Below are 13,954 nucleotides of genomic sequence, written 5' to 3'. Positions count from 1 at the left end.
TGGGCTCAGGCAGCGATGGGCGCGCCCGGTGGTCCGGTTGCCGGATGCCGGCCGGGTGCCGCAGCGTTCGCCGTGTCGAGTTGGGCCCGCCAGGCTCGGCGTTGCGCGACGGCTTGCAGGAGCAGGTGTTCCCGTCGAGGTGCGGCCGGGTCACCGGGTCGCAGCAGGGTGCAGACCGTCCGGGACGAGTCCGCCCCAGGACCAGGCGCAGCCGCCGGGCCGGTACCGGTGGCGGTGTGGCCGAGTGCTTCGAGTTGCTGGCGGACCCAGGCGATCCGGTCGGCCCGATGGTCGGCCAGCGTCTTGCCGGACCAGCGACGCGAGACGAGCACCCGCCGGCCGCCGAACCCGAGCGTCTCCCGCCGGTGTGCCTTCCCCCGACAGCGGCCCGGGACGAGGCCGGGTTTCGGGTTGCGTGGCTGGACGCCGTAGCGCAGCCAGTTCGCGCAGCCAGGCGAGCACGGTTCGTGCCGCAGCGCGTCCGCGAGCCGTTCGACGTGGCGTCGGTGGGCGTCGCTGTCGGTGTCGTGGCAGGTGTCGAGGCTTTTGGTCAGGTACTTCGTCAGGTAGCCGATCATCCGGCCGGTATGGGCCGAGTTCGCGGTGACGCCGTCCACGCGTAGTTGCGGGCCGAACCGGGCGACGTGCGCGGGTTCGTCCTCCTCGCCGATCGCGTCGAGTGCCTCATCCCAGGTGGGCAGCGCCTCTCCGGTGGTCGGGTCGAGGTAGGCCCCGCTGTCCGTGTCCCAGGCCGGCAACGCCGTATCCGGATAGATCGGTCGGTCGCACGGTGGCCACCACACCTGGTGGTACGTCGCCGCCGCCACCTGGCGAAGCACCATCCGCGGGACCGTGCCCCGGATCGCCGCGTGCAGGTGGGGAGCAAGCCGCCGTTGCGGTTCGAGCGCGGCGAAGTACTGCACATCCCACCCGACGCACCGTCGCAGGTTCTGCCAGAACCGGTCGATGAGCTTCGGGAAGTGGATCGCGTCGCGGGCCGCCCGCCGGTAGTCGTACGAGCCCGGATCCACTGGCGTGCCGTCGCTGCGTACCCGCCCGTAGGTGTCGCAGGTGAGCGTCAGGAACATGGACGGCCGCCAGGTCGTGCCGTCCGGGGCTTCGTAGGTCCGGCCGATCGTCCGCTTGTCCACCGGGAGCCGGGGCAGGTCGGGGGCGTCCTGGCGTCGCCGGGTCGAGCGGGCACGGCGAGGCCGGTCCCGGTTGTCCGGGGCAGCCTTGCCGCGCACGCCCAGGGCGTTGAGTTCGTCGTCGACCTGGCCGATAAGTTCGTCGAGTTCGGCCACGCCGGCCGGGTCGCTGTCCCGTTCCGCGTCCCGCCGCAGTGCTTCGAGGTCCGCCCGGAAGCCGGCAAGGACCTTCGCGTCCTCCGACGGCGGGTCCGGGTCCGGTACCGGTTCGTCTTCCAGGTGCCAGCCTGCCTTGCACTGCGCCATCCGCAGCCGCCGCGCCCGCTCCGCACAGGTCGGGCACTTGCTGGCCAGCGTCGCCCCGCAGGGCACCGGCACGATCTCCGTCTCGCCGGTGTCGAGGTTCGTCCGCCGCATCGCCATCGGCCGCACGCACACGCCGTTCTCCATGGCGACCGCTTCCACGACCTGCCGGGCCAGCGGCATGCGCATCCGTGCTTCCCGGGAGCCGGGCCGGGCAGGTCGATCGTCACGGTCGTCACAGCCAGGGGAAGGAGCCGCGTCGGGACGGTGAGGGGACGAAGGTGCGTCGGGGGTCGTGGGGTTGGTCAAGCAACCTCCCCCCAGCCGGGAAACCCGTTCGTTTCCGGGCCGTCGGGCCCCGGGAACTCCCGGAGGTCCGGCGTCCACCCCGCGGAGCCGCTGTCGCCGGCGACGCCGGGAAGGTCGACCACGGGAAGGTCGTCAAGGTAGGCGCTCAGGTCGGGTGTCCAACCCGCGCCGAGGGCCGGGGTCGGCCGGTAGGCCAGCACGGTGCGGCTGATCTCCGTGTCGTCGATGAACGACGCGCGGACCCGGACCGGTTCCGGCTGACCTTCCGCCAACACGTAGCCCACCCCGGGAAGGGACACCGGGATCTCATCCGCCCGCGCGCCGCGGTCCCGGGCGCCCGAGCCGAGCACGAGGTCAGCTTGTTCCGGTTCGGTCATCCGCAGTGCGACCCGGACCGGGAACAGGTCCCGGAACGGCAGCACCTCCTTACGCGGGTCCTGCACCGCCGCCAGGACCACCACGCCCGGGGCGCGTCCCTGGGACAGCAGCAGCGGCAGCGCTGCCCCGATCCGCTTCTTGACGTCCCGGTCGGTCACATACGCCGTCAGCGACGCGATCTCATCAACGACGAGGACGATCAGCGGCTCACCGGTCGTGGGGGTGTGCAGCCGGGTCCGGCCCCGCAGCCGGCCCGTCCGTTTCTGCATGACCGCCACGGCGTCGTCGAGGAGATCCGCGATCTCCTCCGTGCGGGTCGCGAAGCGGGTGAACAGCGGTTCCCCGAACGCCAGCTCCATACCGCCTTTCGGGTCACACACCCACAGCTCGGCCAGCCCCGCCCGTACCGCCGGACCGAGACCGCGGATGATCGACCACAGCACCGACCCCTTCCCCGCCCCGGTGGCACCCGCGACGAGCAGATGAGTCCCCCGGACCGGCAGGGTCCAGGGAGATCCGTCCTCACAGCGGCCGATCGGAATCGCCGAGAGGCCCGCGACGATCGAGGCCGCCGCAGGGCCGCCGTTGGAGGGGTCGCCGCCGGTCTGGTCACCGGTTTCGTGGTCGATGACCGGGCCGGGGTTGTCGAGGCGGATCGGTCGGATCTGGCCGGTCAGGGTGTCGCGGTAGTGGAAGTGCACCCGGATGTACCGGTGCTCCTCCGCCTGCACCTGGCAGCGCCGGGCCCGGAACACGTGCCGTAGTGCTTCGGCCTGATCCGCCCACTGCTCCGGGGTCTGCCCGGGAAGGAGTTCCACCCGCAGCGTGTCCACCGCCCGGGTGGAACGGATTGAACGGATCCGTGGGAAGTACTCGTCGAACGTCACCTGGTCGCCGTTCGAGGCCGGCATGCGGATGGCCAGACTGGTGTGCACCATCGCCGGCACCCACCGCCGCCGGTACACGAACGCCAACCGGACCCGGGCCCGGACCCGCCGCGACAGCCAGCCGAACGACCGCGGGTGCACCTGCGACCAGCCCACCGCGACCAGGGTCAGCGCGGCGAGCAGCGCCACCAGGCGCAGCGGCCCGGCCCGGTGGGTGAACACCGCGAGCACCAGCACCAGGGGCACAGCGACCCGGTGCCGCCAGCACCAGCGCACCCCGAGCACCAGCCCCTTACCGGCCACCGCCACGAGCAGCATCCACAGCGGTACCCGCACCCGATCCGGCCGGGACGGAATACGCGGCAACCGCCGGTCGCCGTTGATCCTGGACATGCCAAACACCACCCGTTTCAGAGCGCACGAAACCAGAGGAAGGAGGGAATTAGAGAAAGGAGGAGCGGCCCGGATTGGGAGTCAGTCAGTATCCAGAGTCCGGGCCGCTTCCCCGAAGGAGCCAGCCGGAGGGGCCGCTATGCGGCGCGGTACTCCGCGGATTCGACCGCTTCCAGCGCGGCGAACCGGAGCTGTTCGCATTCGATCAGGTAATCGTTCACCGCGGCGAGCAGCGCGTAGGCGAAATCCACCTGATCCGATGTCACCGCGCTACCCGCCGCAGAGACGGACAGCGTCGTACGGCCGAGGTTCACCGCGAGGATCGGCGCGCTGTCCGGGTAGCTGTGGCAGCGGACCGACCAGTCCGCCCCCACGTGCAACCCCAGGTGCGTCGACGAGCGCGGCCCGTCGAGGTCGGATCCGGTCGTCATGCCGCCACCCCCGGGTTCGTCCGACGAGCCGGACCGACCGGACGCATGGACACCGCCCGCAGCGAGAACGCCTGCCGGGGCTTGGAACTGTTGGTGTCCACGTACGGCAGCACCGACAGGCCGTCGAACAGCACCGGACGGAACGGCATCCCTGGCATCGCGTCCGGCACGAGCGGCGCCGTCTCACCGAGGATCTTCACCTTCATCTCCGCCTGCCGGGCGGCCGGGTCCGGGTCCAGGACGCGGACCGTCCAGACCCGGGCGCCGGTCTCCTTGTCCCGCTGCTGCGGGTCCGCCACCCCCGCCCGCACCTTGTCGAAGTCGTTCGCCGCCTCCACACCGAGCACGTACGCGCCGTGCGGAAACACATCCTCAAACCGCACCGGAATACGCCGAGGAACCGCCACCCCGTCACCTCCACACATCGCAGACCGTCATCTCCGACCGGTCGTTCCGGCCGATGAGATACACGATCCACCGCTCGGCAAGCGCGCATCAAACGCCAACCAAGCGTTGTATGTACCGGTGGTATGACGGCCATGCGGGACCGCATGGCCCATGCCACGTTGATATGAAGCCCGGGTATGCGTTTCCGCCTGCTTTGCAGGCCGCTAATATGCGCGCATGGCTGACCGGAAAACCGCGCCGGTGTACCGGACCAGAGGCCCCGTTGATGATGAGGACTGGACCGCCGTTGCCGTGGCGCTCAACGAGCGGATGGCACGGCGCCGCATCGGCCAGCAGGACCTTGCCCGCCTCTCCGGGGTGTCCGTGTCGACGTTGCGCGAGCTGCAGCACGGCGCCGGCCGCCGGGTGCAGAACAAGACCCTCGCGTCGATCGCCCGCGCCCTGGAGTGGCCCGACGATCATCTGATTCAGGTGCTACTCGCTACCGGATCGGCCGCCGACCCGGAGCCGGCCGAGCCCACCGGACGGGAGATCCTCACCGTCCTGACCCGCGTCGAGGACCGTCTGACCGAGATCCTGACCAGGCTCGCCGCTGTCGAACACGCCGTCAGCGCGGCCCACGACTCGGCACCGCCCGACAGCAAGCCCGACTCGTCCCGACGCCACGACGGAACCAGCCGGACATGACAGTGGGCCGGATCCCCCCGACGAGATCCGGCCCACCCCCTACCGCATTAGCAGTGCGGTCAGCTCAACGACGGCGGTGTCCACACGGGCCGGGTCCGACGGCGGATCGCGTGACGACGCAGCACGTCCACCAGCAGCTCCGACGGGGCCGTCTCATCGGTGTCGTCCTCGCCGGACGTCAGCCACCGGCCGTCATCGTTCCCCACCGCGGCAGGGTCGCCCCCGAGCATCTGCCGAAGCAGCGACCGCGGAGCTTCCCGCCGCGACACCCGCACTCCCGCCGCCGCGTACACGAGGACCACGTCCACATCGCCGAACGCCTCCACGAACCGCAGCCCGTCCGGCATCCCGACCATCGCGTCCGCCAGCGCCGACGCCGACGAGCCCGACGGCACCACCAGCGCCCAGGCATCGTCACCCCAGGGCAGCAGCCCCACCCCGGGGTCGCCGTCCACATCGGCCGAACCGTGGGCCCAGCGCATCGCAAACCCGGGGGTCCGCCGCACGCTGTCCCGACTTTCCCGCACCTCATCGGCCACGCCGCCGCACCCCCAGTTCGTCCGTTCACGCTGTCTGCCGCTCTGGACGCCACCCCGCCCCGCGGAGGACGCCCGTCTCAGGCGCGGAACGGGGTGGCTTGCCGATCAGCCTCCCGCTACCCGGATGTGTCACGAAACGTCAAGTTGGCAATGCACGGTGTGCATGGACGAGCCGGTGGGGTTCCGTTCAGCGAGCGGTTGGCGAGCGCCAGCCGAGCGCCTGATCCTCACAACTACGGCGAACTGGCCATACCAACGTCGCATGGCCGGGTTAGTCTCTGCGTAGCGACATGACCACCCGCTGACCCTGGTAGTCGGCCCGGACCCGGAGGAGATGGCGGATGGCCCAGCCCGCCCCTCCCTACACCGTCTCGCCCGAACTCCTCGCCCGGGACGACTTCCGCGCCGCCTGCGAAGCCATGGACTTCGGGACGATCTTCCGTCTCATGCGCAAGTACGACGGAGCCAGCCAGGACCGCGTCTCCTCGCCCGTCCGCGGCCTCACCCAAAGCCGCGTCAGCCGGGTCATGTCCGGAGAGACCCGCATCACCACGCTTGACCTGGTCGAGCGCATCGCCGATGCCCTACGCATCCCCGGGGCGTACTTCCGTCTCGCCCCGCGTCCATGGGAAGCCACCGCCCCCGCGACAGTTGCCGAAGCAGCGGCCCCCGGGTCACCCACGCCGGTCATCCCCGGGCAGCCAGCCGGACCCACATCCGGGCCCGTTCCCGCCGCGCCTGCCGGCGATGTCGAGGACCGCAGCGTGACCATCGACATCGACGTGGCCGACGACGGATGGGCGACCCTGACCTATCGGCACGAGATCTACAACGGCACCGACACGGCCTTTACCCGCCTGAACCGCGAGCTGTGGTTCGAGACAACCCGCGGCCCGCTGGACATCGAGGCCCTGCCGTCGCCCGACCGGAACATCATCATCCAGCGCGTCCACGACACCGCGCTATCCGCCCGGTTCGCCTGCCAGATCTTCCCCGCCATCCAGCCCGGGGAATCCGCGGTGGTCGGCTACCGCAGCACCGGCGGACGGTTCGTCTACGACCACTACTGGCGGCAGTCCATCGTCCGCCCCACCGGCCTGTTCACGATCCGGCTTCGCCACCAGGGCGTGACAGCCCTGACCCGGTGCTCCGCCACCGAGGACAGGCCGGACGGATCGGAGATCACCGCCACCGAAAGCCTGTCCATCGCCCGGGACGAGAACGGCATCGTCATCGAGTTGACCCGCCGCAACCTGCGCCCGAACCAGTTCGTCACGCTCCGGTGGGACACCCCGCATGCGTCTACGTGACGCCATCGAGCAGGCCCTACGCGCCTGGGACGCCCACGAAATAGCCCGTGGCGCCGCCCCGGTCATCGACTTCGACTGTGCGCCCGTCGACGAGCCGGTCACCGCGGCCCCGAGCCGCCTGGACGTCTACGAGACGCTCAGCAGGCTGCACGAACGCGCCGAAGCCGAGGACGACCAGGTGTGCGCCGAGCAGCTCCGCGCGCACCTGGCCTACCTGGCCGCCTTGCTCGGCGAGCGGCCCCCGCTCGACCCTTACCTGATTGCCACCCAGGGATGCCCCGCCGGCGGATGGCCCGACGAGTACGTCACCGCCGTGGGAGAGCGCGCCCGCGCGGCACTGGCCGACCTCGGGATCTCCTGGGGACCGGACACGGACCGCCAGCTCCGCGACGCCGAAGGCCCCGTCGACACCGCCGACGCACCGGACCTGATCCGCGCCGCCGCGGACGAGTTGGAGCCGGCCGTCCGCGCGGTTGCCGAAACGGATGCGCCGTACACGCTGGACATCACGACCGCCGACGTCGACGCCTACTGGGCCTACTGGCTGGACGGCACCGGCCACCAGGTCCGGCTACGGTTCAACCTTCGCAACGCCGCCTTCACCAAGACCCGGCTACGCCAGTTCGCCCTACACGAGATCCTCGGCCACGCGCTGCAGAGTGCCAGCTACACCAGCACCGCCGAGAGCACCGACGTTCCGTGGCCGCGCCTGCTGTCGGTCCACGTGCCGTACCAGGTGCTGTTGGAGGGCATCGCCCAGGCCATGCCGTTGTTCGTCATCCCCGACGACTCCGCCGTAGCCGCCCGCGTCCGCCTGGACCACTACCTCCAGCTCGTCCGCGCCGAGCTACACCAGGCCGTCAACACCGGCCACTCCGCCGCCGCATGCGCCGAGCACGCCCGCACCCGCGTCCCGTTCTGGACCACGGGCACGATCGCCGACATCCTCACCGACCGCGGCAATGACCCCCAGCTACGCAGCTACCTGTGGGCCTACCCCGCCGGCATCGACTGGTTCGTCAACCTCGCCGACACCGCCGACACCGACACCGTGGGGAAGGTCTTCCGTGCCACCTACACACAGCCCCTCACCCCGCACCAGCTCACCGGCCTTTGGCCGACTGGCCCCCGCATCGGCGGACCCGGCACCCCTCTTCGTCTACGGAAGCCTTCTCTTCCCTGACGTTCTACGCGTCCTCATCGACCGCGACCCCCACCGCACCCCGGTTGCTGTTACCGGATGGCGCGTCATCGCCCTGCCGGAACGCATCTACCCCGGCCTCATCCACGACCAGGACGCCACCGCGACCGGCCACCTCTTCGACGACCTCACGCCGAGCGAGTGGGTCACGCTGGACGCATTCGAAGCCGACTTCTACACGGTCGGACGCATCGCCCTGGACCACGACCGCCACGCATGGGCCTACGTCTGCGCCAACACCGCCGAGCTACTCCCCGCCGCAGCGTGGAGCCCGGACGACTTCGCCCGCGACCACCTACCCGCCTACGTCGAACGATGCGCCGCATGGCGCCGCCGACACGAGGCAACCACGTAGGCCAGACGTTGCCGAAACCGCCAATTTAGGATCAAGTGCGGATCCCGCGCCGCGCGACGGCTGCGCCTGGCGCTGCCGCGCCATGCTCGCCGGCGCAACGCGAGACTCTCCTATTAATCACGACATCGCTACGGACTACACCACACCGGGGGCTACTGATGGATCCGCTAATCGGAGGCGTTCTAGGACGAGCCATCGGCTCAATGGTAATCGGAACAGCCAAGAAAATGGGCAATGCTAGATCGCAAGCGGTACACTCTCCCGAAATCATAGGCGACCAGACCCTTGAAATCGAAGGAGAGATCGAGGCAATAGCAACAGAGGGTCAGATACTACAGATAGAAGAATTTCTAAAAGGTCCCGAGGTTGCTCGCCTAACAAAAAGCTACTGCATCGCTCGAATTGCATGCCCGCGAGAAGTTATCAAGATCGTAGAAGAGAAGTCTGCACTCGGCTTCGCGAGCCTTACCGAAGATTGGTGCAAGCAGAATAGCGCCGAATGGGCGAGTCTCCACGAGCCACTGTGGCACCTTCTCACCACGGCCATCAATCGATCTTTGCCAACACAATCTGCCCTGGGCGAGATACCGACAGAAGAGAAAGAGAAAATTCTAACCTTCGGTGGATCCGCACTCCTCCAAGGCGAAAGCACTTATGCACCTCCGTTTCTACGAGAAATTGTCGATGCGGCACACGACGTTGATAGGCTCGCTTATCTCGGCGGTCTCGTTTCAGACATCCAGCGAGCAATGCAGAACTACTACACGGAAATGCGAATCGAACATGCCCAAGATGAGTATCGAATTGGGTTCGAAAATCTCTATGTCGACCGAGATGTTGCAAACACTGCTTCCGGAGAAAGATTCGAGGCAGATCGACTGATAATTGGGTCTCCTGCTGGGTCGCGAATAGTCGTCACTGGCGATCCGGGAGTCGGAAAGAGCACGTTTGTAAGGCACCTAATCAACCAAGTTTCTCATCTTGACACTCCCGACGATCGAGTAGCTCCCCTGCTGTTCTTGTGCAGGCAGTATCAACCGACGAGGGAAGACACAGTACTTTCACTGTTGGCCAGATTCCTGTCAGTGGAGCTCTCCCTGGAGGTTTCCGAGAAAGATCTCTCCGCATTACTCTCACTCGGCCGCACACTTGTAATATTCGATGGCGTTGACGAAATCATCGATATTCCACAGAGGCGAGCTTTTATCGCTCGCATTCAAGCTTTCGGACACCGTTTTCCCCTTGCGACCATCCTTGCAACCGCAAGAAGAGTAGGATACAAGAAGGCTTCCTTTAGTCGGCCTTTCCAAAACTACGAACTTGCCGAGTTCACGCAGCCACAAATTGCCGACTATGTAGAACGCTGGTTCCAGATCACCCGTCGCACCGAACTAGAAAAAAGTCATTTTCTACGAGACCTTGAAAGCATCTCCGATATTTCACCGAATCCTCTAATGCTATCGCTTCTTTGTACTCTCTACCGAACCCGGGGGTACATCCCGACAAACCGTCGGGATGTATATAGAGACTGTGCAGATTTGCTGTTTCGGCGATGGGATTCGATGCGGCAGATCGAGACACCATTCGATCACCGCCAGTATGGCGCTCGATTGATGCAAGAGCTAGCATTATTCTACTACCGGAGCGCAGCGGCCCAACGCGGAGTCGAAGAACGTCAGCTTGAGAATGTAATCTCCAGGTTCTTCCAGGACACCTCTGTCGTTGAACCTGAGGCTGCACGACAACGTGCTCACGACTTTCTTGAGTTTTGCGCCGATCGCGCGTGGCTACTGACCGCTAGAGGAACTAGTGAGCGGAACCAACGCCTATTCTCGTTTACGCATCGCACCTTCAATGAGTACTACGCGGCGGAGGGTTTGGTTCGGAGAGCAAATACAGTCGAAGAAGTCGTTTCTGAGGTAGTTGGGGCGTTTGAGAGTGACCCTAGCTCGGTTCTTCCGGACGTAATCGTTCAATGCGCCGAGGAAAAGTTTGACAATGGGGCAGCAAACATCGTTGACCGACTGATTGGACTCAGCACTGGGCCACTTCGCAGATACCGCTACCTATCACTCTGCCTGCGCCTACTTAATTCATCGCCAATTCGTCAAACCGTCGTCGATAGAGTATTCGCACACTTGAACGACGGCCTCTCTGCAGCCTCTCAAGATGCTTTCACGGGAGACGCACTTGGCGCTATTCTCGAACTCTATCGGGATCCGCGATCCCGATTTGAGAGAGTGGCTCTGGAGGGGTACAATTCGCCACCCGCGGGCACGAAAACAGAATGGACGCTAGGGGAGAATTTCGTTGCCCTCTGGTGTCGCGGGTTTTTTCTTGGACAGACAGCGCTATTCGAAGAGGACTGGAATCCAATATATCGGACTATCGCCACTTCGGTCAGCCAAAAGCTTCTTACGAGCAACAACTTGGCTGTCACGAATTTGCTTATCAGGGATCGACTTCATACGATCGAAGATCATATACAGAAATTTCGCTCCGGAGGGCTTTTTATTCATTACATAAACGACTACCCCTACGGAGGTGCCGTACTCGGGTCTTACATTCGTCTGGTTCTTCAGGGTAACTTGACGAACGAAGAAAATGACGCCGCCCTACTCTCCTACGTTGATCGCAGTATCGGCAGCGTACGAATTTACGGCGAGATCGGTTATGATCTTCGGAAACTTCTTATTGCAGCCGTCTCCAACAGTTCCAGACGCACTACCAACGATAGATTTCCAGCACTTTCTAGATGGTTCTGCGCACTACTCTGGGAGGGAAGCGAGAAAGAATGTGTCGAAGAATTCCTTCGGCCAATCTTTTTTGGGACCGAGACTTTCGACTCCTTTCTAAGGATGGCCGCAACCCGCACTTCGGTTTCAAATGTCAAACGATTTGAACCCACAATCTCACGATTCTCTAACTCGGAACTTGACTCGCTATCTTCAACCTATGGATCTTGGTCATCTTCTTGGTGTCGAGGCAAGAAATTGCTTCCACAGAGAATAAGATAGTCAGTAGAGATCCGAAACATCTCCGCCTGGAGGAATCCACCGCGAACAATGGTCCGATGCCGATGGTGCCCACCTACGAGATTCCGGATTATGCGATGCGAAAGCCAATATGAGTGGCAGGAGACGGAGCGCCGACATCCCTCCAATCCACGGATGAACGGGATTTACAAACGCTCCGTGACTACAACGGCCCGAGCCGCCGTACTGCAGTTGTACTGCAACCGGGGTGGACACCCGTGGACGTCGGTGGACATCGCCGAGCCCGCGACCTGCACCGATGGACGTCGGTGGACGTTCGTGGACGGTGCGCCGAGGGCTACGGATCAAAAGGTTGGGGGTTCGAGTCCCTCCGAGCGCACGCACGGTTGAGACAGGCCAGAGCCCCGCAGCCCCCATCCAAGGCTGCGGGGCTCTGCCGCTTCCAGGCTCAAGTACTGCAGTTGAAAACGATCACGTTTCCGCGGCCCGATCCCCCTCCCCAATTCGTCCACGGTCGGTAGCTGACAGGCGGTGCAGCCTGGTGAGTATGTGCGCGTAGATTTCCGCTCTGGTGGCCAGCCTGGTGTGCGCCGGAGCAGGGCGCGGATCTCGTTCCGGTCGGCACCGGCGGAGAACAGCAGCACGGCCGCGGTGTGGCGTAGGCCGTGAACGCGGGTAGGTGCCACCGGATCCGGCTTCGCGAAGGTGCCGCCGCTGGCCTCGGCGCCGGAGGGTATCGGCTGACCCGTCCGCGCCGTTACGGCCGCTTCGTCATCTTGTCGCACCTCGGCCAGACCGATTGCTTCTCTCAAGCGACTCCTGGGCGGTTGGCATACTTGGCAGCAGGTGCTACCACCGGAACCAGCCGGCCGGACGAACCGTTGCGAGGCGACCATGGGCACTCGCAACCGCGAGAACCGCGAGAAGCGCAAGGCCAAGCAGCAGGCGCGCGAGGCGCGTGCCCGCGCGCAAGCCGATCACACAGGCAAGGCCGGTGACACAGGCAAGGCCGGTGACACAGGCAAGGCCGGTGACACAGGGCCTACGGGGGGTCCTGCAAGTCCTGCGGGTCCTGCAAGTCCTGCGGGTCCTGCAGGCCGAATCGATCAGGAGCATGACCACCGGACGATGCTCCGGGAGACCGCCGACCTGATGATCGCCGAGGCGCTGAACGCCCACGTCAACGGCCTCACCGCCGCAGCGGCAGCACAGGTGCGGAACCTGGCCGGGTCGAGCGGGCACCAGGTCGTCAACCAGGCGCTGACCGGCTGGCTCGAACGCACCGTCAGCACTGCCTGGCGCCGCGGCTGGCAACCGGCGGACCTCCACCGCTTCGCCAGCCGCGAGGTCGGTAGCCGGTCGGCGCGCATGGCCATCGACATCGTGGCCGCGATGATGCGTGGCTACGACGCCGCCACCGTTGACGAACGGTGGGATGCGCAGTTGCAGGCCCTCGACGCCACCGTCTGGTGGGGCGATGACGAACTGCTGGACGCCTGGGGCACGCACGAGGGCCGCGGGCGAGCCGAAGTGATCCACGACGCCATCGAACTGATTGTTCTGATCCACGGCCTGCCCGCGATCCAGATGCTGGGGCCCCTGCCGGGGGCCGCACGGCGTGGTGCCCGCGGCCCCGTCGGCGATCCCCGTGTCCTGGACAGGGTCCGCGCGCTGCTGGCCAAGGCCGAATCGACCACCTTCGCGGAGGAGGCCGAGGCCCTGACCACCAAGGCCCAGCAGCTGATGGCCCGGTACAGCATCGATGACGCGCTGCTGGCGGCTCGCGAATCGTCTGCGTCTGCGTCTGCGTCTGCGCACGAGCCGGGCGCGAGCCGGATCGGCATCGGCAACCCTTATGAGGAGCCGAAGGCCATCCTGCTGAACGTGATCGCAGAGGCGAACCGTTGCCGCTCGATCTGGGTGAGGAACCTCGGGTTCATGACGGTGATCGGGTACCCGAGGGATCTGGAGGCCGTGGAGCTGCTCTACACCTCGCTGCTGGTGCAGGCGACCGCGGCGGTGACGCGGGCCGGCGGCCGCCAGGACCGGTACGGCCGGTCCCGGACCCGCGCGTTCCGCAAGTCCTTCCTCATCTCCTTCGCGACCCGGATCGGCGAACGACTCGCGACCGCGACGGAGCAGGCGGGTGCCGACGCCGCTGCCGCCTCGGGCGACAGCCGGCTGTTGCCCGCACTCGCCGCCCGCAACGACGGCGTCCGGGAGGCGGCCGAGAGGATGTTCCCCGAAGTTGTGGCGAAAACCGTGAACGCCGCCGATGTGGAAGGCGGCGTCCTCGGCCGGGCCGCCGCCAATCTCGCCTCGCTCAGTGTCCGGGACGAGGTGGCCGACGCCAGTGCCAACACCAACACCGGAGCCTGAGCAGGAGGCAGCGGAGGCAGCGACGGTTGCCACGGCCGCATACGAAGCAGGAAAATCATCGCTGCCCTGCCCTGTGGAGCTCCAGAACTCCGATCTGGGTGGTGGCCTGCGCGTTTGCCTGCGGAAGCGGGCCCGTCTTGGGCTACTTCGATGCACGCAACAGACTGACTCGGTGGTACCGCCCGGCTCGTCCGAGTCTCAGCCGAGAACGAGACAGGCCCTCTGATACT

11 protein-coding genes are annotated in these 13,954 nt (G+C 66.0%); 6 read left to right on the top strand and 5 right to left on the bottom strand.

Annotation, left to right across the window (positions count from 1 at the left end):
• Positions 1 to 5 precede the first annotated feature (5 nt).
• The 4 genes from FREUN1FDRAFT_RS04545 to FREUN1FDRAFT_RS04530 all read right to left on the bottom strand — a co-directional run bounded on the left by FREUN1FDRAFT_RS04545 (position 6) and on the right by FREUN1FDRAFT_RS04530 (position 4,256).
• Entirely contained in the window at positions 6 to 1,640 is a 1,635-nt protein-coding gene (locus tag FREUN1FDRAFT_RS04545; RefSeq protein WP_006538776.1) for a replication initiator, read from the bottom strand.
• Between the two features lie 116 nt (positions 1,641 to 1,756).
• On the bottom strand, positions 1,757 to 3,418 hold the full coding sequence (locus FREUN1FDRAFT_RS04540; RefSeq protein WP_006538775.1) for an FtsK/SpoIIIE domain-containing protein: 1,662 nt from the start codon (positions 3,416 to 3,418) through the stop codon (positions 1,757 to 1,759).
• A gap of 137 nt (positions 3,419 to 3,555) precedes the next feature.
• Positions 3,556 to 3,849, bottom strand: coding sequence for a hypothetical protein (locus FREUN1FDRAFT_RS04535; protein WP_006538774.1), 294 nt, complete (start codon positions 3,847 to 3,849; stop codon positions 3,556 to 3,558).
• Entirely contained in the window at positions 3,846 to 4,256 is a 411-nt protein-coding gene (locus FREUN1FDRAFT_RS04530) for a hypothetical protein (RefSeq protein ID WP_006538773.1), read from the bottom strand. The genes FREUN1FDRAFT_RS04535 and FREUN1FDRAFT_RS04530 overlap by 4 nt, the downstream gene beginning before the upstream one ends.
• A gap of 217 nt (positions 4,257 to 4,473) precedes the next feature.
• On the opposite strand from FREUN1FDRAFT_RS04530, the gene FREUN1FDRAFT_RS04525 reads away from it, so the two are divergent.
• A complete protein-coding gene (locus tag FREUN1FDRAFT_RS04525) occupies positions 4,474 to 4,944 on the top strand; it encodes a helix-turn-helix transcriptional regulator (RefSeq protein WP_006538772.1) in 471 nt (156 codons plus the stop codon).
• Between the two features lie 59 nt (positions 4,945 to 5,003).
• Here the strand turns inward: FREUN1FDRAFT_RS04525 and FREUN1FDRAFT_RS04520 are convergent, their stop codons facing one another.
• Positions 5,004 to 5,483, bottom strand: coding sequence for a hypothetical protein (locus FREUN1FDRAFT_RS04520; RefSeq protein WP_006538771.1), 480 nt, complete (start codon positions 5,481 to 5,483; stop codon positions 5,004 to 5,006).
• A 341-nt stretch (positions 5,484 to 5,824) separates the two neighbouring features.
• Here FREUN1FDRAFT_RS04520 and FREUN1FDRAFT_RS04515 point away from each other — a divergent pair, with 341 nt between their 5' ends.
• The 5 genes from FREUN1FDRAFT_RS04515 to FREUN1FDRAFT_RS04495 all read left to right on the top strand — a co-directional run bounded on the left by FREUN1FDRAFT_RS04515 (position 5,825) and on the right by FREUN1FDRAFT_RS04495 (position 13,724).
• Positions 5,825 to 6,793 (top strand): helix-turn-helix domain-containing protein, encoded by a 969-nt coding sequence (locus tag FREUN1FDRAFT_RS04515; RefSeq protein ID WP_006538770.1) that lies wholly within the window; start codon positions 5,825 to 5,827, stop codon positions 6,791 to 6,793.
• Entirely contained in the window at positions 6,780 to 7,976 is a 1,197-nt protein-coding gene (locus FREUN1FDRAFT_RS04510) for a hypothetical protein (protein ID WP_006538769.1), read from the top strand. The genes FREUN1FDRAFT_RS04515 and FREUN1FDRAFT_RS04510 overlap by 14 nt, the downstream gene beginning before the upstream one ends.
• On the top strand, positions 7,861 to 8,349 hold the full coding sequence (locus FREUN1FDRAFT_RS41015; RefSeq protein WP_083828549.1) for a gamma-glutamylcyclotransferase family protein: 489 nt from the start codon (positions 7,861 to 7,863) through the stop codon (positions 8,347 to 8,349). Before FREUN1FDRAFT_RS04510 ends, FREUN1FDRAFT_RS41015 begins: the two co-directional genes overlap by 116 nt.
• A 158-nt stretch (positions 8,350 to 8,507) precedes the next feature.
• Entirely contained in the window at positions 8,508 to 11,366 is a 2,859-nt protein-coding gene (locus FREUN1FDRAFT_RS41010; RefSeq protein ID WP_006538767.1) for an NACHT domain-containing NTPase, read from the top strand.
• A 1,107-nt stretch (positions 11,367 to 12,473) separates the two neighbouring features.
• Positions 12,474 to 13,724 (top strand): DUF2786 domain-containing protein, encoded by a 1,251-nt coding sequence (locus FREUN1FDRAFT_RS04495; protein ID WP_157474322.1) that lies wholly within the window; start codon positions 12,474 to 12,476, stop codon positions 13,722 to 13,724.
• Positions 13,725 to 13,954: the final 230 nt, after the last annotated feature.

It is taken from the genome of Parafrankia sp. EUN1f (assembly GCF_000177675.1).
Taxonomy (GTDB): Bacteria; Actinomycetota; Actinomycetes; order Frankiales; family Frankiaceae; genus Parafrankia.
Note: the sequence above shows the minus strand (reverse complement) of the source record. Positions and strands in the feature narration are given on the sequence as shown.